This window comes from Pseudonocardia halophobica (assembly GCF_027922425.1).
Classification (GTDB): Bacteria; Actinomycetota; Actinomycetes; order Mycobacteriales; family Pseudonocardiaceae; genus Pseudonocardia; species Pseudonocardia halophobica.
In genome coordinates, this window is the sequence record NZ_BSFQ01000012.1 from 1 (window position 1) to 22107 (window position 22107).

General features: G+C 67.7%; 18 protein-coding genes and 1 pseudogene. 11 read left to right on the forward strand and 8 right to left on the reverse strand.

Translation table 11 applies throughout. The features are described from left to right. Positions 1–737: 737 nt before the first annotated feature. The 3 genes from PKE99_RS39595 to PKE99_RS15850 form a co-directional block, all read right to left on the reverse strand. Positions 738–1103, reverse strand: a complete 366-nt coding sequence (locus tag PKE99_RS39595) for a leucine zipper domain-containing protein (protein WP_081924139.1) — start codon at positions 1101–1103, stop codon at positions 738–740. 137 nt (positions 1104–1240) lie between these two features. Next, positions 1241–2746 (reverse strand): sugar transferase, encoded by a 1506-nt coding sequence (locus PKE99_RS15845; RefSeq protein WP_231498206.1) that lies wholly within the window; start codon positions 2744–2746, stop codon positions 1241–1243. A 715-nt stretch (positions 2747–3461) separates the two neighbouring features. After that, complete coding sequence (locus tag PKE99_RS15850) at positions 3462–3677, reverse strand: hypothetical protein (RefSeq protein ID WP_156067588.1); 216 nt, start codon at positions 3675–3677, stop codon at positions 3462–3464. 12 nt (positions 3678–3689) lie between these two features. Between PKE99_RS15850 and PKE99_RS15855 the strand changes: the two genes are divergently transcribed. Beyond that, entirely contained in the window at positions 3690–3869 is a 180-nt protein-coding gene (locus PKE99_RS15855; protein ID WP_156067590.1) for a hypothetical protein, read from the forward strand. 74 nt (positions 3870–3943) lie between these two features. Beyond that, positions 3944–4990 (forward strand): LCP family protein, encoded by a 1047-nt coding sequence (locus PKE99_RS15860; protein ID WP_156067592.1) that lies wholly within the window; start codon positions 3944–3946, stop codon positions 4988–4990. Positions 4991–5037: 47 nt separating this feature from the next. Here PKE99_RS15860 and PKE99_RS15865 read toward each other — a convergent pair whose 3' ends face one another. The 5 genes and pseudogenes from PKE99_RS15865 to PKE99_RS15885 all read right to left on the reverse strand — a co-directional run bounded on the left by PKE99_RS15865 (position 5038) and on the right by PKE99_RS15885 (position 9700). Continuing rightward, positions 5038–5967 (reverse strand): NAD-dependent epimerase/dehydratase family protein, encoded by a 930-nt coding sequence (locus tag PKE99_RS15865; protein ID WP_037045777.1) that lies wholly within the window; start codon positions 5965–5967, stop codon positions 5038–5040. Further along, on the reverse strand, positions 5964–6938 hold the full coding sequence (locus PKE99_RS15870; RefSeq protein ID WP_037045778.1) for an NAD-dependent epimerase/dehydratase family protein: 975 nt from the start codon (positions 6936–6938) through the stop codon (positions 5964–5966). Before PKE99_RS15870 ends, PKE99_RS15865 begins: the two co-directional genes overlap by 4 nt. Then, on the reverse strand, positions 6935–8260 hold the full coding sequence (locus tag PKE99_RS15875; protein WP_051737430.1) for a nucleotide sugar dehydrogenase: 1326 nt from the start codon (positions 8258–8260) through the stop codon (positions 6935–6937). Before PKE99_RS15875 ends, PKE99_RS15870 begins: the two co-directional genes overlap by 4 nt. 137 nt (positions 8261–8397) lie before the next feature. Beyond that, positions 8398–8913, reverse strand: a pseudogene (locus PKE99_RS15880) (dTDP-4-dehydrorhamnose 3,5-epimerase family protein); the annotation flags it as partial. Between the two features lies 1 nt (position 8914). Beyond that, a complete protein-coding gene (locus PKE99_RS15885) occupies positions 8915–9700 on the reverse strand; it encodes a glycosyltransferase family protein (protein WP_037045780.1) in 786 nt (261 codons plus the stop codon). 328 nt (positions 9701–10028) lie between these two features. Between PKE99_RS15885 and PKE99_RS15890 the strand changes: the two genes are divergently transcribed. The 9 genes from PKE99_RS15890 (at position 10029) to PKE99_RS15930 (ending at position 21951) form a co-directional block, all read left to right on the forward strand. Continuing rightward, on the forward strand, positions 10029–11027 hold the full coding sequence (locus PKE99_RS15890) for a hypothetical protein (RefSeq protein ID WP_051737431.1): 999 nt from the start codon (positions 10029–10031) through the stop codon (positions 11025–11027). A 141-nt stretch (positions 11028–11168) separates the two neighbouring features. Continuing rightward, positions 11169–12203 carry a hypothetical protein gene (locus PKE99_RS15895; RefSeq protein ID WP_051737432.1) on the forward strand — a complete coding sequence of 345 codons (1035 nt, stop codon included), beginning with the start codon at positions 11169–11171 and terminating at the stop codon, positions 12201–12203. Beyond that, positions 12200–13804: an FAD-dependent oxidoreductase gene (locus tag PKE99_RS15900; protein WP_081924144.1), complete on the forward strand. Its 1605-nt coding sequence runs from the start codon at positions 12200–12202 to the stop codon at positions 13802–13804. The genes PKE99_RS15895 and PKE99_RS15900 overlap by 4 nt, the downstream gene beginning before the upstream one ends. Further along, positions 13801–15279 (forward strand): tyrosine-protein kinase domain-containing protein, encoded by a 1479-nt coding sequence (locus PKE99_RS15905; RefSeq protein ID WP_037045784.1) that lies wholly within the window; start codon positions 13801–13803, stop codon positions 15277–15279. The genes PKE99_RS15900 and PKE99_RS15905 overlap by 4 nt, the downstream gene beginning before the upstream one ends. An 11-nt stretch (positions 15280–15290) precedes the next feature. Then, positions 15291–16712, forward strand: a complete 1422-nt coding sequence (locus PKE99_RS15910; protein ID WP_156067594.1) for an O-antigen ligase family protein — start codon at positions 15291–15293, stop codon at positions 16710–16712. A 129-nt stretch (positions 16713–16841) separates the two neighbouring features. Further along, positions 16842–17825: a glycosyltransferase gene (locus tag PKE99_RS15915; RefSeq protein ID WP_197040627.1), complete on the forward strand. Its 984-nt coding sequence runs from the start codon at positions 16842–16844 to the stop codon at positions 17823–17825. Between the two features lie 29 nt (positions 17826–17854). Continuing rightward, positions 17855–19336, forward strand: coding sequence for a sugar transferase (locus PKE99_RS15920; protein WP_197040628.1), 1482 nt, complete (start codon positions 17855–17857; stop codon positions 19334–19336). Beyond that, on the forward strand, positions 19326–20633 hold the full coding sequence (locus PKE99_RS15925; protein ID WP_156067596.1) for a glycosyltransferase: 1308 nt from the start codon (positions 19326–19328) through the stop codon (positions 20631–20633). The genes PKE99_RS15920 and PKE99_RS15925 overlap by 11 nt, the downstream gene beginning before the upstream one ends. A 73-nt stretch (positions 20634–20706) precedes the next feature. Further along, positions 20707–21951: a lipopolysaccharide biosynthesis protein gene (locus PKE99_RS15930; RefSeq protein WP_037045788.1), complete on the forward strand. Its 1245-nt coding sequence runs from the start codon at positions 20707–20709 to the stop codon at positions 21949–21951. The last annotated feature ends 156 nt before the right edge of the window (positions 21952–22107 follow it).

The window sequence follows — 22107 nt, forward strand, 5'->3', positions numbered from 1 at the left end:
GCGACTACTTCACCCGCCGCAACACCGACCGCCAACGCGACCGCCTCGTCGGCCAACTCCACAACCTCGGCTACCGCGTCACCCTCGACAAGACCGCGTAGCCCGGCTGCGGTCCATTCACTTCACAGCCCTTCCCGGTAGCGATCTTCGGATTGCTGCCGATGCTGCGGTCGTGTTCGCGGTAGAGCAGCACCAGGGCGGCGGGGGTGATTGCGCCGATGCGCCACGGGCAGAGGCTGACCTCACCTCCCAGCTCGCTGTCGACGCCCTGCGCAACGCCATCGCGCTACGCGCCCCGGACGCGACCGGGCGTCGATGGAGTAGCCGACGATCTACAAGTGGCGGCCCAAGCCCGTCTGCGAAGCCGTCCAGCCCTGCTGAGCGAGTTCGTCGGTGGGTAGACCTTGGCGTTGTCGGTGAGCACCCGCAGCACGCGCACGCCGTGGGCGCGGAACCAGGCCACCGCCCGATGGAGGAACCCGGCGCAGGTGGCGTCGCGTTCGTCGGGATGGGCTCGACGTAGGCCAGCCGGGAGTGGTCGTCCACGGCGACGTGCAGGTAGTCGTAGCCGAGCCCGCGGCCATGGACCGTGCGGCCGCGGACGTCCTCGCGGCGCCCGTGCAGCCGCCACCGGCCGCCGTCGGGCCACCCGGCCGAGCTTCTTCACATCCACATGCAGCAGATCGCCGGGGGCACGGCGTTCGTAGCGAACCCCGGAGGGGTGCCGTCGCACCGGCTCACCGGTGATCGGGTCGGTGGCGGCCAACGGCGCCACACCGTGGCGCGCAACACGCGGCCGACGGTGGCGGCGACCAGCCCGAGCTGCCCGGCCAGGAACACTGGCCCGCGCCGGGCACTGGTGCGCAACTCGAGGATCTGGGCTTCCACCTCCGTGGGGTGCGGGTCGGAGAGCGGTGCGGGCGGGAGGGGCGGTCTTCGAGCCCGGACCAGCCCTCGGCGCGGAACCGGTTGATCCACTTGTGCACGGTGGCGCGGGAGATGACGAGTTGTTCGGCGATCTGCGCGGCCGGCCAGCCGCCCTGCCAGTGCTCGATGATGAGTCGACGGCCGTGCACGGTGGTGCGCGCGTTACGGTGCCCCACGGAGGGCCTCCAGGCGGAGTAGGTGCGTCAGACACACCCACTCCGCCTGGAGGCCCTCCCCTCGTCAAGCCGCCACGCCGGACCGATCTGTCAACAACGTGATGGGTCGCTACACCTAGACCGGGCTAGCGAGACGCTCAGTAGGCGCCGCGGCTCCGTAGGACGGCCCCGATCGTCTTCCACAGGATGGTCAAGTCCAGGGCGATGGACCAGTTCTCCACGTAGCGCAGGTCGAGCCGGACGGATTCCTCCCAGGAGAGGTTGCTGCGTCCGCTGACCTGCCAGAGTCCGGTCATGCCCGGGCGGACGAGCAGGCGGCGGCGCGCGACGTCTTCGTAGGTCGCCACCTCGGCGGGAAGCGGAGGGCGGGGGCCGACCAGGGACATGCTGCCGCCCAGCACGTTGAACAGCTGGGGGAGCTCGTCGAGGGAGTACTTGCGGAGAACCGCGCCGATCTTGGTGATACGGGGGTCGCGGGTCATCTTGAACAGTGGGCCGGCAGCCTCGTTGGAGGCGCTGAGCGCGGCGAGGCGGGCCTCGGCGTCGATGACCATCGACCGGAACTTGACCATCCGGAAGGTGCGGCCGTTGGTGCCGACCCGCTCCTGGCGGAAGAACACCGGGCCGCCATCGAGCTTCACCGCGAGGGCGACTGCCAGGAAGACCGGTGCAGCGAGCAGGAGGAGCAGGCCGGCGGCGGTGCGGTCCACGACCGTCTTGACGACGCGGGCGGACCCGGTGAAGCGGGGCTGGGACAGCCGCACGAGGGGGAGGCCGTCGACCGGGGTGATGTGCATCCGCGGGCCGGCGATCTCCATCAGGCCGGGGGCGACGGCGAGCTCGGTCTCGGTGCCCTCGAGTTCCCAGGCGAGGCGGTGCAGGCGCTTGGGGCCCCAACCCGGGGCCTGGCACACGGAGACGACGCGGTAGCCCAGGCCGAAGACTGCCGGGCCGACCGAGTCGAGATCGCCGACGACCGGGACCCCTTCGACTGTCGCCTCGTTGCCGGGGCCGCGGCCGGTCGGGGTGCAGGCGCCGTCGATGCGCCAGCCGAAGTGCGGGTCCCGGCGCGTCCGGCGGATCATGTCGGCCACCGCGCTCTCGTCGCCGACAGCGAGGACGGACAGCATGGCGCGACCGTTGTGGCGCTGGCGGTGCAGCCACTTGCGGATCGTGAACCTGCCGAGCGCGACCAGGCAGCCGATCAGCGGGACCAGCAGGAACACCCAAATCCGGACCGACGCGACCAGCTGCGTGAGGCCTCCCAGACCCAGCACGATCGCCGCGCCGGCGACGGCCCGGCCGAGCCGCTTGAACTCCGCGCTGCCGACACCCAGGATTCGCCCCTCCCACGCCCGAGCGAGCGGCATCGCGACGATCAGCAGCGCGGCGGCGATAGTGCCGCACACCAGCTGGGCTCGGTCGGCGGCGTACATGCCGCTCCAGCCCGCGAGCACGGCCAGGGCCGTGGCGACCAGGACGATGCTGACGTCGCTCAGGATCACCAGGGAGCGCAGCCGCCGCTGCCACCGCGCCGCGCTGCCCTCGGGAACGACAGGATGTCCGGGCGTCGGCTCGGTGACGCGCTGAGCCGGGACGACCGGGACGCCGGCGGATGCAGCGACCTCAGACGGGTTGAACACGATCTGGAGCCCCCCAGAAAGATCCGATAGTGCGATCTCGGTCGAGGGGTCGCCGCCACGGCACGGCTCGTCCGTGCGGTGGCGCGCGGGGACGGCCGGGACCGAGGGGGAGCGATCCGGCAAACGTCGATCACTCCGCATGTCGCCCAGCCGAGTGGTCGTGTTACCGAATGTCACAGGGTCTGTGAAGCTTCATCAAGTTGGAGTAGATCGGCCTCGGGGGAGCAACCTCCCGGCCCCGTCCGCTTCGTGTCTGTTCCTGCTGAGGACTTCCTGTGTCTTTCCCGGACCGCGGTCTGCGTGGGCAGATCCAGGCGGGCCGTCGTATCAGGGTCGCGGCCGGGGGAGCGGCGGTACTGAACGCGCTGCGGATGGCTCGGCGCTTCGACCAGCCGCTGCTGGTGCTGGGCTCGTCGGCGCCGGCGGGTGGATGATGGTGTTCTTCGGCGACGTCGAACGACACGCTCACCGCCGTCGTCGCGTTGGGGATCTCGCCGCCCCGCTGCGGATCCTTGACGACGAGGAGGCCACTTCCTAGCCGCTCGGGCTCCTGCTTGGGCTCGGGGTGCTCTGCCATCTCGAGACGCTGGTGCTGGGGCCGTCGCTACTCGTCCCAGTCATCGTCGCGGTGCGGCGCGGCCGGCGACTCGGCACCCGATTGGCCCATTGCCGCCGTGCCCGCGGCGCTCGGCCTCGCGCTGTGGTGGTTCAACCGTCATGGGCTGCCGATCTCGCAGTTGGCCTCGGGCAGCCAGGTCTCGGCGCAGGGCAGGGACTGGTCGCGCTTCCTCCTCGCGGACGGCGCCACAGGGTGGATGCAGCTCCAGTTGGTGCTGCTGCTCGCGCCTGCCGTCGTCCTTCTGCCGGCGTGCCGGTTCACGGGTGTGCGCACCGTGTACCTCGGCGTCGCGTCGGCGGGAGCCTTGCTCATGGTGGTTGTCTGGTGGGCACAGGTGGGGTGTTCAACGACTGCAACCTCTACGCGATCTACGCGATCGTGGCGCCGCCACTGATCCTGCGCGTCGCCTCCGGGCTGCGGCGACCGAGCCCGCCCTGGGCGACCGCTTTCGTCGTCCTCGCCGGTGCGCAGGCGTTGGCGTGGGTGCTGGAGAACCACGTGTAGTCAACTCTGCTGATTCGTGTAACAACCACCGCGTGACCTCGGACAAGACGATCGAGATGAGAGACGGGAGAGGCATGCGCGAGGAACAGCCCGCGGAGGTGCTGGACGCCGTCGGGACGCGGAGCCGCAGAGGTCGCCGGATCCTGATCGGCCTGCTCGTCACTGTGCTCGCGCTGGTCCTGGCCGCCGCGGCGGCGATCTACATGCTCACGGAGAGCCTGGGCAACAATGTCAGCCGGGTGCCCGACGCGTTCGCCGGCATCCCCGCCGACGCGCGTCCTGCGGCGTCGTCGGGCAAGACCTTTCTCCTGATCGGCACCGACACGCGCTCGTCCGACCCGACCACAGGCACGGATGCTCCCGCTGGGGTGCAGGCGGGCTCGCAGCGGAGCGACGTGATCATGCTGGCCCGAGTGGCCGCGGATGGCAGCGCCGCCGCCGTCACCTCGATCTCGCGGGACAGTTGGGTGGACATCCCGGGCCGTGGCACCAACAAGATCAACGCTGCGTACGCCTTCGGTGGCGCCCCGCTGCTGATCCAGACGGTCGAGAGCCTGACCGGTGTGCGCGTCGACCACTTCGGGGTCATCGACTTCGCCGGTTTCCAGGAGATGGTCGACTCGGTCGGCGGGATCGACGTGCGGGTCGCGGCGGCGACGAGCAACGCCGGGGTCGACTTCCACGAGGGCCTCAACCACCTCGACGGCGCGCAGGCCCTGGCCTACGTCCGGCAGCGGTACGACCTGCCCGGCGGCGACCTCGACCGCGCCAAGCGCCAGCAGAACGCGCTCAAGGCGCTGCTGACCAAGGCCGGCGACGACCTCTCCCACCCAGTCGGCGTCTACAACCTGGTCGACGCAACCAGCCGGACCGTCAGCGTCGACGACACCCTGACCAACGGCGGCCTGCGCGACCTGGCGTTGGAGATGAAGGGGCTGCGGCCGGGTGGCGTGACCTTCACCAGCGCCCCAGTTGCAGGGCTCGGACGGGAAGGCGCTCAATCCGTGGTCTACCTCGACGAGCAGGCCGGGCCTCGGCTCTGGGCCGCCTTCCGCGACGGGACTATGGCCCAGTACGTCGCCGCGCACCCGGCCGAGGCGTTGTCAGGAGCTCCCCACTGAGCGTTCGTCCGACCGAGCCGAGAAGGCGAACGGGGGCGCTTTCGAGGCTAGCTCGAGACAAGATGTTGCCCTTTCTCCCTGAACCACTGCACCGTCTCGACAAGTCCCTTCTCGAGCGGAACGGCCGACGTGAACCCGAGCCGTTGTGAGGCGCGAGTGGTGTCGAAGTAGCGAGCAGGCTGGCCATCGGGCTTGGTCGTGTCCCACCGCACATCGCCTCCGTAACCGACGGCCGTCTGGACGGCCTCAGCGATCTCACGGATCGCGACCGCCTGGCCTGTACCGATGTTGATCGGTTCGGGGCCGGTCCTCGTGGCAACGGCCAGAGCGACGGCTCGGGCAGCATCGTCGACGTGCAGGAACTCTCGGGTGGCGTGCCCGGAACCCCAGTTCGTGACCGAGGGGGCATTCGACCGCTTCGCGTCGATGTAGCGACGGATGATCGCCGGGATCACGTGGCTGCCGGCGCCGAAGTTGTCCTCCGGGCCGTAGAGATTAGCCAGCAGCAGAACGGTGCTGTTCGTGCCGTACTGCCTCGCATAGTTCAGGCAGGCATCGTGCAGCATCCGCTTGGCGATGCCGTAGGGGCCGGTCGCCCCCGTCGGTGGCCCTTCCCAGAGGTCCTCCTCCCGAAGAGGGAGCGGGGCGTCCTGCGGGTAGGCGCAGCTGGTCGAGATCATCACGAGCTTGTCGATCCCGGCCAGCCGCCCTTCCTCGAGGAGCATCAGGCCCATTAGGGCGTTCTCGTAGAGGAACCGTCCCGGGTTGTCGACGTTCGCGCCGATACCCCCGACCGCCGCAGCGCAATGCACCACTACGCGGGGTCTGAGTTCCGCGTAGAGTGCTCGCACACCATGTTGTTCTGTCAGGTCGTAGTCCTTGCTGCCTACCGGACGTACCTCGTGGCCGGCCTTGAGGAGCCGCCGCACGACGTTGCGTCCGAGGAATCCTCGCCCACCCGTGACGACGATGGTCACGACGTCGCTCTCGCGCCGAAGTAATCGGCGTACCAGGCAACGGTCTCGCCGAGTCCCTCCCGGAGATCGACCTCCGGGCTGTAGCCGATCTCCGAGAGCTTCGTGATGTCGGGGCAGCGCCGGGAGGTCCCGCCCGCTCGGAGCGGACCCGGAACGATGGTGATCGGGACGTCGAGGATCTCGGAGATAAGATCGACGAGCTCACGGATCGACACCTCGTGCATAGTGCCCACGTGGTATATAGCGCCGGCTTTGCCCAGTTCGCCGGCGAGGAAGGCGCCCCGGGCTCCGTCGCGCACGTGGCAGAAGGCACGGGTTTCGGTGCCGTCGCCCTGAATCGGCAACTGGAGGGGGATCTCGGGGGAGGCAGCCTTCAGTTGGACGATCTTCTCGACGATCTCGGGAATGACGTGCTCGAATCCCATGTCGGGCCCGTAAAGATTGTGAGGTCGGAAGATCACCGGCTCGACCCCCCGGGGTCCGGCCATGTGCAGTGCGAGGAGTTCGCACGCGATCTTGCCGCCGCCGTAGCTGAACCGCGGGTTGGTGACGTCGGGGATCTTGAGCCACTCCTCCTCGGGCGTAGGCACCACGGAAGGTTCGTTGTAGGTCTCGCTGGTCGAGGCCAGGACCAAACGCCGTACCCCCTCGTTCACGGCAGCGTCGACGACATTCAGAGTGCCCCGGACGCCAACGTCCAGCACGTCGGCCGGCCGCTCGTAGAAGTAGCGTGTTCCGTTGATGTATGCGAGGTGCCACACGACCTCGCAGCCCTCGACGGCCGCCCGCACGTCGGTGTAGCGACGGATGTCGCCCTCGAGGACGGTGACACCCTCGCCGAGCAACGCGAGTCGGGCCGCCCGGCCGCGCGAGTTGTCGTCCAGCACGACGACCTCGTGCCGCGCTGCCACCAATTCGCTGCAGAGCGCTGCGCCCAGGAACCCCGTTCCGCCGGTGAGCAGTACTTTCACGCGTTCGCCTCCGCCATGTCGAGGGCCTTCGCCTGGTAGAACATCTGGTTCACCCGGCCGACGTTCCAGATGTCGGCGACCCATGCGTCCGGCCTGGTGCGGGCGAGCTCGCGGAGCGCCTCGTGGTAGCCGGTATGGTTGGTGGCGACGAAAACGGCGTCGACGTCCTCAAGGGCCTCACTGATCGGCCAGTTACGTGCGTCCCGGATGCTCGGCTCGGGGATCGGGTCCGGCAGGTTCTGGTCGCTGATCCGGATCTCGTCGGGAAGCTGACGGCGGACGTACCGCCACAGCTTGGGAGCAAGACTGTCCCGGAGGTCGTCCGTGTCGGCCTTGAACGAGAAGCCCAGGATCGCCACCCGGCTGTCGTGCAGGTCGGTACGCCTGCAGAGATGATCGACCAGGAATGTCGGCATGAACTCGTTCATCTTCCAGGCCGAGAGAAGCATGTCCGGGTACGGGCTCCATTCGTTGAGCATCCCGAAGTCCTTCCGCAGACAGGTCCCTGCTGTGAGGCCCGGAGCGGCGAGGAACGACCTCGGGTAGCCGTGGTTGGCCAGCTCCCGTGTCTCGTGGATGTTGGCCCCGAAGTTGTCCGCGATCATCGCGAACTGATTGGCCAGGGCGAAGTGGACGTACCGCAGGATGTTGTTGAACAGCTTGACGAGCTCGGCCGTGACGTAATCGGTCGTGAGGACCTCTCGCGTGATCCGTCGAAACAGCGCAACGGCACGGGCCTCGCTGGCGGCGTCCTGTGTGCCCACGATCTGCGGCAGTGTGCGGATCTCCTCGTAGGCCTTGCCCTCGGCGATCCGCTCAGGGCAGAAGGCAAGGAAGAAGGTCTCGCCGACGACCAGGTCTGTGTTCCGTCGAATCCACCTCTCGACGAACTCGGTCGTGCCGGGCGCCACTGTGCTGCGCAGGCAGAGCAGCTGTCCGGGGCGGAGGTGCTCCCCGATGCTCTCGAGCACGTCCTGCACCTGTGTCAGGTCGGTCTCGATGTGATTGTGTAGTGGAGTTCCGACGGTGACGATAATCGTCTCTGCTCTCGTCACCACCGACGGATCGTGAACCACGTGGAACCTGCGGCTGGCGATGATCTCGTCGTACCCGGGCTCGTGAAAGGGCATGACGCCCTCGTTGACCAGGTCGGCGAGCTCTTTGTCGACGTCGAGGCCGACTGCGCTGACCCCGGTCTCGACGAATGTCAGACCGAGAGGCAGCCCGACTCGGCCCGTACCGACAATGCAGACCTCGTGCCTCGACTCTGCAGAGCCGGGGGGCGCGTCGGGTGCCGAAGCGGTGGAGTCGTGGATCGTCATGACTTCCCCCTGGAAGAGGTCCTGGTGTTCGTCGTGCAGAGCCGCTCCTGCGCGGCGGTGGCAGTCGAGTGCGTGTTGTGCGGCCCGGGCGTCGAGGAGCTCGCCGAGTTGAGTAGCCGGCAGCGGAGGTCGGCCCACGTTCCTGCCGCGCGATCACGTGCGCTGATCGCGGTGACCGGAAGCGGCCAGGCGATCCCGAGGTCGGGATCGTCGTACTGCACAGCGACGTCCTCTGTCGGATCATGTTCCCGGTCGATCCGATAGCAGACGTCGGCCCACTCGGTGAGCGCCTGGAATCCGTGAAGGAAGCCTGGCGGCACATAGAGCTGGACGAGGTCCTCGTCGTCCAGCTGGACGGCAGCACTCCGTCCGAACTCGACCGACTCCGGCCGCGCGTCGACAAGGACGTCCAGGATCGCTCCCCGGGCACAGCGGACCAGCTTCCCCTCGCCGCGCCCCGAGCGTCCGTGCAGTCCGCGAACGGTTCCACGGGATGAGCGGGACTGGCTGTCCTGAAGGAACGCGCCGGCCTCGATGCCGTGGGCCAATGCGACACGGCTGTCGAAAGTACGGGTGAAGAAACCGCGGTAGTCGCGGTGCGGTACCGGGACGAACAAGAGGACCCCGGGCAAGGGGCCGGTCATGACCTTCACCTCAGTGGAGGGCGACCTGGCGCCAGGGCATCCAGGGCGTGCTTCCTGCCTGGTACAGCGCCTCCAAAGCCACCCGCTCCTTGACGGTGTCGGCGGGATGCCAGAAACCGCTGTAGGGGTAGGCAGCGAGTCTGCCCTCCTTGGCGAGCGCTGCGCAGGCGTCGCCCACCAAGTCGCCACCCTCGGGGATGTAGTCGAAGATCTCCGGTCGGAGAACGAGATAACCGCCGTTCTCCTGGATCGCCATATCCTTCAGCGCGGTGATCGACTCCACCCGATTCCCCTCGATCAGGTCGACGACGTGGAAGGCGGCTTGCGGGGGCACTGCGAGGAGCTGCGCAACCGCTGTCGGGTTCGCCTCGAACTGGGATACCATCGCGTCGATCGGAGCGTCGGTGAGCACATCCGCGTAGTTCGCCAAGAACATGTCCTCGTGTTCAAGGTGGGGGCGAACCCTCCGCAATCGCTCGCCGATGGCGGAATCTTGGCCTGTGTCGACGAAGGTGATGCGCCAGTCCGAGATGTCGCTGTCGAGCAGGTGCACGTCGCCGCCTTGAAGGACGAAGTCGTTGGATGCCGCCTCGTCGTAGCGGAGGAAGAAGTCCTTGATCTGTTGTGCGCCGTAGCCCAGGCACAACACGAAGTCCCGGTGGCCGTAGTGGGCGTAGTACCGCATGACGTGCCACAGCAGTGGCCGTGGGCCAACCGGGACCATGGGCTTCGGTGTGCTGGACCCGCCGTCCCGCATACGCATGCCGTAGCCGCCGCAGAAGAGCACGACCTTCATCTGATGCCCCCAACCTCGGTGTTGGTTCGGCGGTCTCTCGACGCGCCGACGCTCGGCTACTCGGGGTGGTCAGCGCGAGCGTTACCCCCGAACTCGAATGTTCCGGCTTGATCACGCAACGTGGCTGACGGGATCACCGATGGGTGTAGCAGCCCAGCGCCGTGCCTGGTATAACTCGATTTTCTGTGACTCTTCGTGACGAGAATGTCCGTTTGCCGCCGAATGGGTTGGTTCTGGCGCGCGGCAGACCTCGGCCGCTGGTGACCCCTGCGTAACGCAGCGTGACACGCTGGCCGGTGACGGCCTCGTCGATCTCAGGGGGTAAGCAATGCAGCAGGCGGCGACGAAGGGGCAGACGATCCCGCTCGGCCTCAGGGTCGGCGAGATCGTCGAGGTGCGCAGCGAGGCAGAAATCCTCGCAACTCTCGACGAGCGGGGTGAGCTCGAGGCGCTCCCCTTCATGCCGGAGATGCTCAAGTTCTGCGGGCGGCAGTTCCGGGTCGACAAGCTCGCGGTGAAGGTCTGCGACACGATCGACTGGTCCGGGATGTATCGGATGGAGGGTGCGGTCCACCTCGCGGAAACGCGGTGCGACGGCTCTGCCCACGGGGGATGCCAGGCCGGCTGCTTCTTGTACTGGAAGGAGGCCTGGCTGAAGCGCGTCGACCCCTCTGACGTCGGCGAGGGGAACATCAGAAGGGTCGCGGGCGGTCTGAGCGCCGGGGAACTGACGGCCACGACACGACGGGCCGGGGCCGCCGGCGAAGAGGTCTTCGTATGCCAGGCGACGGAGCTGATGCGAGCGGCGCCCGAATACCTCCCGCACTGGGATCTCCGACAGTATGTCCGGGACGTCCGGTCCGGAAACGCAGGCGCCTTCGCCACAGCCCGAAGCGTCCTCGTCGGGTTCTTCAACAAGTACCAGGATCTCAGCAAGCGCTTGCTGCCCCGGGCCCTGCGCATCCACGACGGTGTGCGGTACCCGTTCATCCAGGGCTGCCTGGAGCGCACCCCCTCCGGAAGCCTCGACCTCCGCCCGGGCGAACTGGTCCGCATCAAGCCCGCCGAGGAGATAGTTCGCACGCTCGACAAGGACAACAAGAATCGGGGTCTCTCCTTCGACCGAGAGATGTTGAAGTACTGCGGGCGGGAAGCGCGCGTCCTCCGTCGCGTCGACCGGATCATTGACGAGAAGACCGGACGGATGGTCCACCTGCGGAACCCGTGCATCGTGCTCGACAACGTTGTCTGTACCAGCGACTTCCACCGCAAGTGCCCTCGGGCGATCTACGCGTACTGGCGGGAGATCTGGCTCGAGCGGGCCTGACCGTGCCCGTCGACCGTCCCCTCGGCCGTCCCGCGGTAACGCCACCTCGTGACCGAGCGAGTGAGACCCAGCCAGCTCAGAGTGGACTGGCCCCGGGCTCCTGCCGTAACGAGAGAACACGGAGGGGGAGGTATCCGCGCCATGCTGATGGACGCCGCTGACGTTCCCGTCCTTCTCGTCGTGTTCAACCGCCCCGACATGGTGCGCCGTCTGATCGATGCGCTCCGGGAAGTCAAACCGCGCCGCATCTTCGTCGCTGCCGACGGGCCCCGGCTCCGTGTGCCGGACGATGTGCAGCGGTGCGCGGAAGCCCGAGCGGCGATCAGCGACATCGATTGGCGCTGCGAGGTCGAGCTGCAGTTCCAGGAGGCGAACCTGGGCTGCAAGAAGGGGCCCGAGACCGCCATCACCTGGTTCCTGGCCCAGGTGCCTCAGGGCATCATCCTCGAGGACGACTGTATCCCGGCTGCGGAGTTCTTCCCGTTCTGCGCCGAGCTGCTCGAGCGCTACGAGCGGGACGACCAGGTCATGATGATCGGGGGCCACAACCCGATCGTCGATCGGCTGGATCCTGGGCCGAGCTACGTATTCAGCCGGTCCTCGCCAACGTGGGGCTGGGCCACCTGGCGTCGAGCGTGGCGCCACTACGATCCCGATCTGCAAGCGTGGACGTCGCCGGCGGTGCGTCAGAAGTTGCGCGCCGAGATGCCGGCCGTCGAGTTCAGGATGGCGCGGCGGCGCTTCGACCTGGTTCGCGCGGGTCGCATCGACGCCTGGGATTTCGCATGGACCCTCGCCATGCTCAGTCGGAACGGGCTCTCGGTGATTCCGGCCGGGAACATGATCGATAATGTGGGGTTCGGCCCCGCAGCCACTCACACCAGGAACCCCCGGGCTCCTGATGCAGGTGTCCCGCTCGACCCCGTCAGGTTCCCGCTGGACCACCCTGAAGCACGCGTGCCGTCCGCCAAGTTCGACTCGGCCCTCTTGGCTCATCGTTTTCCCCTGCAGAGGCGAATCCTGACCCTCCTGCCAGTCGGCCTCGCTGCTCGGATCCGGGCGATCGGGTATCGGTTCGTGCGTGGGAGTGACCGCGGTGGACACGCCAGGTGTCCTGCTCCCGACCCGGACGACGGGCACGTCGCCCCGTGTGATCGTTCAGCGACGAGAGGATGACCGTGGAATCTCAGTCCGAGGCATGGCGCCCGTCCGATTCCGGTGAAATCAGTACTGATGTCTGCATCGTCGGCGGCGGACCGGCAGGGATCACCATCGCAAGGGAGCTCGGCCACTCGCGCTTCCGCGTCTGCCTGATCGAGAGCGGCGCCACGGACATCGATTCCCGAGTTCAGCAGCAGAGCCGGGGTGTCGTCTCTGGGTACCCGCTCCAGCGGCTGCACGATTCGCGGGTCCGCGTGGTCGGCGGCACACTGCGGCACCGGAAGCTGGGCAACGAAGGCTGGGCGGTCCGGCCGCTCGATCCGGTCGACTTCGAGAAGCGGCCGGGCCTGCCGTTGTCCGGCTGGCCCTTCACTCGCGATCACCTCGATTCGTCCTACGCTCGAGCCCAAGCCGCGGCCGGTCTCGACACCTACGACTACGAGCCTGAGCCGTGGTCGGATCCTGCGCGGACGCCTGTGCTCGACCTCGAGGGCTGCGGGGTCGATACAACCGTGTTCCATTTCGCCCAGCCACTCTTCCAGCACGCCGTTCCCGAGCTGACCGGCTCGCCGAACGTGCAGATGTTCACGCGCACCCGAGTTGTGGGAATGATCGCCGCGGCGGCCGGCGGAGCGGTCGACGGTGTTCGTGTGCTGCGTGACGACGGCTCACGCCTGGTCGTCCGGGCCCGCGTGGTCGTGCTCGCCGCAGGTGGTGTCGAGAATGCGCGGCTTCTCCTTCTGGGAGACGACGGACGCAGCATCGGCAACGACCACGACCTGGTGGGGAGGTTCTTCGGCGAGCGACTCTCGGCACACTGTGGGCACGTCGTCGTGGGGCGGCCCGAGATCCTGGAGACATTGGAGTTCTACACCCCGCATCAAGTCCGGCACACGTTACTCCGGGGGGCCCTGCGGCTGACGGACGAGAAGCAAAGGGAGTCGGGGCTGCGCAACTGTACTTTTCAAATTCAGCCTCGTCCCGCCCTCGTCACGACGGAAGCGCTCCGCTCTGTGGCCACGCTGCGCAAAGCCCTCCGACGGCAGCCGATGATGCAGGGTGCTGGAGCGCACCTCGGATCCGTGGTCGCCGGGCTCGGGGGGGTCCTTCACTCCGTTGCGCACGGCGGCCTTCGGGAGCGGACACTGACCGTTCGCTGTCAAGCGGAGCACGCGCCGCACCGCGACTCGCGAGTCACCCTTGGTGTCGATCGCGACGACCTGGGTCTTCCGACCGCGAACGTGCACTGGCGCTTCGAGGACTCCGATGTCGACTCCATCCGGACCTCGCTGGCGATCGTGGGCTCCGCCTTACAGGCAAGGGGACTCGGCCGAGTGCAATCCACATTGGACGACACGCGTCGCCCGACCTTGGTGGAAGGGATGCACCACCACATGGGTACGACCCGAATGAACGCCGACCCACGTCTCGGCGTGGTGGACGCCGACTGCCGCGTGCACTCGACGCGCAACCTTTATGTAGCAGGAAGTTCGGTCTTCCCGACATATGGCGCGTCGAACCCCACCCTCACCATCATCGCGCTGGCGTTCCGGCTAGCCGATCACCTCAGCGCCACCCTCGGTGCGGCGCAACCCTCCACTGTGAGCGTATCGTGACGATCAAGGACTACCTCCGGATTCTGCGCGCGCGCTGGGCGATCGTGGCTTTCGCGGTCGCGGTCTGCATGGCCGCCGCACTGGCGACCTATGCGGTACGGCCGACGGAGTACACCGCTCGGATGTCGATGTACGTGTCCGCGACAGGAGCGGAGGACGCCGCGTCGGCAGCCTATGGAGCACAGCTGTCTCTGCAGCGCGTCAAGTCGTACGTGATCCTCCTCGGTAGTCGCCGTATCGCCGAGCAGGTCGTCGCGCGGCTCGACCTTCCGGACTCACCGGACGACCTGTCGAAGCAGATCACGGCATCGACGCCGGTCGACTCGCAGGTCATCGACCTCGAGGTCGTCGACCGGTCCCCTAACCGCGCTGCCATCATCGCCAACACGGTGTATGACGAGTTCGTCCAGGTCTCGGCCGAGCTCACCCGGAACTCCCAGCTCGGGCAGTCGACCGTCGCCTTGCGCATGGTGGAACCTGCACCGCCGCCGAGGTCCCCGTCTTCGACCGGGCTGGGCCTGACGCTCGCGCTGGGGCTGCTCGCGGGCCTGATCATCGGCGTAGCCGCCGCCTTCGTCCGGAACACGCTCGACACCTCGATCCGGACACGCGAGAGCCTCGCCGCTGCCACCGGCGCGCGAGTGCTCGGGACCGTTACCTATGACGTCCGGCGCCGTCGCGCGCCGACGACGGACGATGCGGCCCAACCGTCGGGTCTGCCCCGATCCTCCTCGGAGGATCTGCGCAAGCTCCGAACCAATCTGCGCTTCGGCACGCAGCGGCAGGCGCCCAAGGTCGTGGTCGTCGCGAGTGCACTGACGGGCGAGGGCAAGACGACGCTCGTCGTGGACCTGGCCGCGACGCTGGCCGCCGGTGGCCTCCGGGTCCTCCTCATCGACGGTGACCTTCGACGGCCGATGCTCGCCGAGCGGCTCGGGCTTGCCACCTCGGCTGGTCTGGCGGAGGTGCTGTCCGGGAAGGTGCGGGTCGGCGACGCCGTCCAACGTCCGTGGGAGGAGACCGTGCACTTTCTGTCCGCGGGCGCAGCGGTGGCGAACCCGAGTGATGTCCTCACTGCCGAGCCGCTGGAGAAGGTGTTCGCGGAGCTTCGAGGGAAGTACGACGCCGTGCTGGTGGACTCGCCGGCGCTCGACCCGTATACCGACGCAGCTGTCCTCGCCGCCGCCGGCGACGGCGCCGTGCTGGTCTGTCGGTCTGGTGTCGGCACGCACACCGCCCTTGCGGCGGCGGCCGAGGGACTGCGGGCGGTGTCCGCGCCGATCCTCGGCGCCGTGCTGGTCGTCATCCGGGATATCCGCTTCCGGCTACCGTCGGGCCGTGGCCTTCCGGTCGTTCCGTGGACGGAGTTGTACCGCCCGCAGCACGCAGCGGATCCTGCAATGGGAGCCGCCGAACGGAGCGAGACGGCGGAAACGAACGGCTCGAGGAACTCCCTTCCCGTGCAGCGTGGGTGACGGAGACGCCCATGTCGATCCTACCGGTCCCGTCATCCACGATCCTGCCCGTCTCCGGCCCGACGCCGCTGCCACGGCGCGGCGCCGTGCCTGTGGTGGCCGTCGTCGCGATGGTTGCCGTGGGTACGGGTGTGATCGTCGGAACCGACGCCACGCTATTCCTGCTCGTTGCTGTGATCGCTCTCGTGGCAGGGCTGTGCTTCGTCGGGCCGAAATGTCGGCTCGTGATCGCGGTGGCAGGTGCCCTCGTGGTGTTCCAGTCGACCCTGAGCCTGCTGAAGTACGCCTATCTCGGCCTGGCTGTGCTGTGCTTCGCGTTGAGCCTCCGGGGGGTGTGCGACGCGAGTGGCGCCCTTCGCCGCGAGTATCGACCGTTCATCCTAGCCAGTTTCGCGCTGGCCGCCTACCTCGCCTTCTCCTATCTGGTCGCCCGCGCGAACGGTGCCTCCTTCGAACTCTGGTTCCGCGATGCCCTCCCGTACTTCCTGCTGACGGTCCTTCCGGTGATTGGAATCGCCGCCGGCGAGCGGATCACCCGGAGATGGAACGACGTCTGGATGGTTCTGCTGGGCATCGTCGTCAGCGTGGGCGTCACCTCCGAGTGGTTGGCCAGGCGCGAGGTATCGGCCCTGCCCTTCGGACGATTCGTCCTGTCGAGCGCCGTGATCGTCGCTCTGTGCTTCGCCTACGCCGTGACGATGGCCGGTCTTCCCCGGCGACGAGGCAGGGTCGGCTGGGCCGTCGTGGCGACGATCATCCTCGTCGTCATGCTCCTCTCCGGAACACGAACCAACATCGTTCTCCTCGCCGCACTGGTGGGGGTCGTCGGACTGGCCAAGCCTTCGGCGGTGTCGCCGCGAAGAATGGCGAGTCTCGTCCTGTGCATCCTTCTCGCCTTTGTGACCGTGGCACCGCTGGTCGCGCATGTCGTCGTTTCCGATCCGACCTTCTTCAGCGATCGGATCCAGTCTGCCGAGGCCGTCCTCACCGGTGAGGCCGCGAGCGACGGCAGCTTCGGCGAGCGACAGCAGGCGTACGAGTGGACGGCGGAGGCTTTTGCCGACCATCCCATCCTCGGCACCGGACCCGGGCACCTGTACCCGGCTCCCGAGAAATTGACGTTCAATCTGGACGCACCGGGGATCGTGCCGGCGAAGTTCGGGCTGGTGGGTATGTTCTTCATCGCGGCCTTCCTGCTCGCCGCTGTCGTCGCTGTTCGGCGAATACGGGTAGAGTACGGAGGTTTTCCTACGTATACCGCCGCGCGTGGATGGATGTGTGTGCTCGTTGCGCTTATTCCCTTCGGTCCATGGCTGGAGGACAAGGGATTCGCCATCGCCCTCGCGATCTTGTTCGCGGGCGTCGTGTCGGAAACGCGGGGGCCAACTCCCTCACTCTCTGAGACCGCCCCGTTGCGAACCGAAAAGGTATAGGGATGACGTCGCCTCGAATGGAGCAACGCTGTTACGTTGGAGCTCTTGCGTACGAGGTAGTCAGAGCGATGTTGCTCTTGACGGTGAATCGGAGGCCGCTCGATGCAGCCTGGTCGTGACTCAGTGTACATGTCTCGGATCGGCCTGAACGGAAACGACGTGCCTGCAGTGGCTGTCTGTATACCGCTCTACAACAAGGAGGGGTTCGTCTCCGAGACCATACGGAGTGTCCTTCAGCAAACTTTCAGTGACTTCGAGTTGGTCATACAGGACAACGCCAGCCGGGACGGCTCCCTTGCCGTCGCACGATCGTTCGACGACCCGCGGATCCGGGTTTTAGAGAGCGCCGAAACGATCCCGGCAACGGCGAACTTCAATAGGGCCGTATCGGCGTCGCGTGCTCGATTCATCAAGGTGCTGCCCGCGGACGATCTCCTTCGGCCGGATTGCCTGGCCCGTCAGTGGGACATCCTGGCCCACGACCCGGGGCTGGCGATGGTCAGCGCCAGGCACGAGGTCATCGACGGCGATGGCGAGGTGGTGGTGCGCGACAGGACCCTTCGGCATCAGGACCTTATCGGAAAGCAGGGCCGATCCGTCGTCCTTCGGAGGGTCGTCCGCCACGGTGGGAACCCGATCGGCAATCCCGGGAACGTGCTGTTTCGGCGACGTGCCTTCGCCGACGCGGGCGGGTTCCCAGAACACGAAGACTTCTTCTCCGTCGACGTGAGCCTGTGGCTCAAGCTGCTGGAGCACGGGGATTTCTTCGGGATCCCTGACACTCTCTGCAGCTTCCGTATCGAGGCGGGTACCGACACCCTCGCGCTTGGCCGGGAGGCCGCCCGTATCCAGCGCCGCTTCATCGAGGACCTGCGGCGCTCGAACCGCGGTGTCGTGCGGCGCAGCGACGTCATGCGTGGAGAACTGCGCCGGCCCTTGACCGCGGCGCGCCACCGCGTGCTTTCGGCTGTCGGCGGCCCGAAGAACAGCCCGACACGCCGACTCGCGACAACCCTGCTGACCGTGGCCCGCAAGCCTCCGGAGGCGCGACATCGCAATGCGTTCCGGACTGTGTCTGTGGAGCCGACAGCACAGACGATGCGCCGAGGCTGATTCGAGTCGTCGTGAGAGTAGAGGAACCGATGACACCGCCGACTCCGGCTCCGCCACCGCCGCGGCTTTCCTCCGTCGAGTCCCGCGACGGTGCCGGCGAGTTCGACCGCCCCCGCATGGTGGCCGATCCCCGAGAATGGGAAGGGCCCGCACCGAAGGTGCGGCCCGTCGCGGGGGTCCGGTCGGCCAAACGGATGAAGGCCTGGATGCTCGTCCTTCCCGTCGACCTCCTTGCCCTGAGTGCTCCGGCGATCTGGGTCCCACAGCACGCGAAGGGCATTCTTTCCATGGCGGCACTGTCCCTGCTGCTTCTGACTGGAGGAGGCCGCTACCGAGCGCGTCTCCACGTCAGCGTGCTCGACGAATTGCCGATCATCCTCGGCCGGCTGCTCGCAGCCGGCGCGATTGTGGCCACGGTCTTCGCTCTGCGCCACGAGCAGGCCGAGGTCACCGGTTTCCTGGTGTCGGCCGTCGTCGGGATCGGGCTGGTCGTGGCCGGACGAGTCGTGACCAATCAGCTCATCCTTCTGGGGCGGCGGCGGCGTGTCGTCGCACATCGAACCGTCATCGTCGGCGGCGGGATGCTCGGGGCAGAGCTCGCCGGACTCCTCAGCCGGTACCCGCAATACGGTCTGTTTCCCGTCGGGTTCGTCGACGAGCAGGAGGACTGTCCGGCCGGCTCCGTCAGTCACCGGCTGGGCGGGGTGGGCGACCTCGCTAGAGTCGTCCGGTCGACTGCATCGGACGTCGTGATCGTCGCAGACGGCGACACCTCCGAGTCCCGGCTCCTCGACGTGCTACGCCATCCGGACTGCGCTCGCTGCGACCTCATGATCGTCCCCCGCTTGCACCAGTTCTGCCGCCATGTCGGTGTCGGCGACCACATCGGTTCGATTCCGGTGACGCGGATCTTGCCGCCGCGTCTCGACGGGACGGCGGCCCTGGTGAAGCGGGGCTTCGACATCCTCCTCAGCGCGACGGCGCTCGTCGTCTGTACGCCACTGCTCCTCGCCTGTGCCCTCGCGGTGCGACTCGAAGGAGGTAGGGGTGTGCTCTTCAGTCAGGAGCGGGTGGGGCGGGCTGGTGAGCGGTTCACCTGCTACAAGTTCAGGACAATGAAGCCGGCCTCCGGAGAGGAGGCCGCTACACGCTGGTCCATCGCACACGACGGGCGAGTGGGAACCGTCGGGAGGATTCTGCGCCGCACCGGCCTGGACGAGCTCCCGCAGTTCTGGAACGTGCTTCGGGGCGACATGACTCTCATCGGGCCGCGTCCGGAGCGGCCGCACTTCGTCACGAAGTTTTCGGAGGAGGTTCCGATCTACGGGCACCGACACCGGGTGCGAACCGGACTGACCGGGCTGGCTCAGGTCAGCGGACTGCGCGGCGACGTTCCCATCGCCGACCGAGCGAGGTTCGACAACTACTACATCGAGAACTGGTCGTTGTGGCTGGATCTGAAGATCCTCCTGCGCACCGTCGCCGAGGTCGTGTTCGCCCGTGGCCGCTGAGCAGATCGCCCGACCGGTGTCCCAGGACACCACACCACGTCGACTCGAGGTGCTCGTCATCGGCATGCACTACGCGCCCGAGTCCACTGGTAACGCTCCCTACACGACAGGCATGGCGCGTGGGTTGGCGTCCGGCGGGCACTCCGTCCGCGTCATCACCGGATATCCCCACTACCCGGAGTGGAAGGTCAGGACGGGCTACACGGGCCTGAGGACGCAGCACCTGGACGGCGACATCGCTGTGCAACGCGTCCGCCACCCGGTACCTGCGGTCCCGACCGCGGCACGACGCGTCCTGATGGACCTTGTCTTCTCGGTGCACGCCGCCGTGCTTCGAGGTCCTCGACCCGACGTTGTGATAGCAGTCAGCCCCGTCCTGCTCTCGGTCGCTGCCGGAATCCGCTGGCGCTCGGCGGGAAGGACCGCGTTGGGTGTCGTCACCCAGGACCTGTACTGCCATGCGCTCGCCGAGACGGGGTTGGCCTCCCCGGCCTGGGCACAGATGGGCGCGCAGCTAGAGCGCGCGCTCCTGAGCCGAGCGGACGGCGTCGCGGTCATTCACGAGAACTTCGCACGCGACCTCGTCGAACTCGGCATCGCGCCGGAGCGGCTCTCGATCATCCGAAACTGGTCGCACGTCCGAACCTCGACGGCCGACCCTGCGGCGACCCGGAAGCGGTTGGGCTGGGCGCCGGGGGAGATCATCGCTCTGCACGCCGGGAACATGGGGGTCAAGCAAGGCCTCGGCAACGTCGTCGACGCCGCTCGTCTCGCGTCCTGCTCTCCGGGAGGCGTCCGCTATGTCCTGCTCGGAGCGGGCGGTGAACGCCGCCACCTCGAGGAGGCAGCGACAGGTGTCGAGAGCCTCGATTTCATGGATCCGTTGCCGGACGGCCAGTTCGAGGACGCCCTCGCCGCCGCCGACGTCCTGGTGCTCAATGAAGCGCCATCCGTCGCCGCGATGTCGGTGCCCAGCAAACTCACGTCCTACTTCGCCTCCGGTCGGCCGATCGTCGCGGCCACCGCGTCGCACAGCGCAGCCAGCGCTGAAATCGCGCGCTCGGGGGCGGGTGTCAGGGTGGACCCCGGGAGCCCCGACGCGCTCCATGCCGCCGTGTGCCGGCTGGGACGGGATGCCCCTCGGGGGCGTGCCATGGGGATGAGAGGTCTCGCCTACATGAGGGCCAACCTCTCGCCGCAGGCCGCCGCGGCCGCCTACGGTGCGTGGGTCGAGGGCCTGGCGGCGGCACGGACCGGGATCGGTGGCCCCCGGCATTCGCGTGGGGGAGGACCGTGATGACGCACACCTGCCCGCCGTGGCCGTCGGTGCCGCATGACGACGGCCCGTCGCGTTCTCCCGAGGCCGGGACGTGACCGGTGCGGGTCTCCGGACCGGCAAGGTCCTGGTCGGCCGGATCGGTTCGGTGGCGGGGTCCCTGGTCGTCGGCCAGATACTCGTCGGCCTCACATACGTGGCGGCGGCCCGACAGATGGAGCCTGCCGAGCTCGGGCTCGTGGCTACCTGCTACGCCATCGCGACCGTTGCGTCGACGATCTTCGATGTCGGCCTCACCGGCTACACGATCCGTGAGGTCGGCGGCGGTGATCTGACCTTCCTACGGGCGCGGCAACTCGTGACCGCCAAGCGGCGGCTGGTGCCGCTCCTCGTCGTACCGACGGTGACAGCAAGTCTGCTGATCATGCGCCAGCCGATCGACGGGCTCGTACTCGGGGTCGTCGGCTGGGCCGTGTGGGAGGCCCAGACCGCGAACGCGCTCCTGCGGATGCAGGAGAAGTTCGCCAGAGCGGTGTCTGCCCAGCTCATCGGCCGGGCAGTCGGGTTGGCCGTCGTCCTCGGTCTGCTCGTCGTGCTGCCAGCGCAGCGCGCCCTCGCGATCGGCCTCGTGACGAGCTTCGCGCTGGAGGCCGCGATCGACTACTCGATACTGCGGCGGAACCGGCACGGTGCCTCGTCGCAGGCCGACCTGCTGTCGGTGCACAAGCGGTCCTACTCCTTCGGGATCGTCTCGCTGGCAGGTATCGGTCAGCAGCTCGACACGCCGGCGGTGACGCTCGGGGCGGGGCCCGGAGCAGGCGGCATCTACGCCGGTGCGGGTCGGTTGCTCGGGCCACTGCTCTTCCTGTCGTGGTCGATGGCGCTTGTCGGCGCGCCCTGGCTGGCCCGCGCCCGGAACGATCCGGCCGAGCTGCGTCGCGAGGAGCGGCGGATCGGTCTGACCGCGCTGGGACTGTGCCTCGGGCCGCTCGTGGCGGCTGCTGTCGGGCCGACGATCATTCCGTGGATCCTCGGTGATCAGTTCGCGATGTCGGGCACGACCTTCGCGGTTCTGGCGATCGGCGCCGCTTTGTCGACCCTCAACCAGGGACTGGCGCTGGTGCTGCAGAACCGTGGGGCCGAGCACTTCGTCGGCGTGACCATCACGGTCGGTCTCGTGACCGGTCTCGTGGTCACGTACGTGGCAGCGGTGCTCGGCGGCGCGGTCTGGGCGGCCGTGGGCTTCGTCGTGAGCCAGATCTACATCCTCACGCGTCTCGCGATTCGTGTGTTCGGCCCGAGTCGGGTGCCGCGCCATGTCGAAGGGACTGAAGAGTGAGGTCGTCCGACGAGTCGTCATCCCGTGACCTCGTCTGCGTGCTCGAGACGGACCCGACCGGGCACCGCCTCCGGTACGTGAGACATCTCGTCACCGCTACCGGTCCGGACCGGTGCGTCCTGCTCACGACCCGTGAGGCGGTGGAGTCGAACGAGT

Bases quoted from the DNA above. Each gene is read 5' to 3' on its own strand.
- PKE99_RS15915 (WP_197040627.1), top strand. From the start codon at position 16,842: ATGTCTCGGATCGGCCTGAACGGAAACGACGTGCCTGCAGTGGCTGTC.
- PKE99_RS15895 (WP_051737432.1), top strand. From the start codon at position 11,169: ATGCTGATGGACGCCGCTGACGTTCCCGTCCTTCTCGTCGTGTTCAAC.
- PKE99_RS15885 (WP_037045780.1), bottom strand. From the start codon at position 9,700: ATGAAGGTCGTGCTCTTCTGCGGCGGCTACGGCATGCGTATGCGGGAC.
- PKE99_RS15900 (WP_081924144.1), top strand. From the start codon at position 12,200: ATGACCGTGGAATCTCAGTCCGAGGCATGGCGCCCGTCCGATTCCGGT.
- PKE99_RS15850 (WP_156067588.1), bottom strand. From the start codon at position 3,677: ATGAGCAAGGCTCCCGCCGACGCGACGCCGAGGTACACGGTGCGCACA.
- PKE99_RS15920 (WP_197040628.1), top strand. From the start codon at position 17,855: ATGACACCGCCGACTCCGGCTCCGCCACCGCCGCGGCTTTCCTCCGTC.
- PKE99_RS15860 (WP_156067592.1), top strand. From the start codon at position 3,944: ATGCGCGAGGAACAGCCCGCGGAGGTGCTGGACGCCGTCGGGACGCGG.
- PKE99_RS15875 (WP_051737430.1), bottom strand. From the start codon at position 8,260: ATGACGATCCACGACTCCACCGCTTCGGCACCCGACGCGCCCCCCGGC.
- PKE99_RS15910 (WP_156067594.1), top strand. From the start codon at position 15,291: ATGTCGATCCTACCGGTCCCGTCATCCACGATCCTGCCCGTCTCCGGC.
- PKE99_RS15890 (WP_051737431.1), top strand. From the start codon at position 10,029: ATGCAGCAGGCGGCGACGAAGGGGCAGACGATCCCGCTCGGCCTCAGG.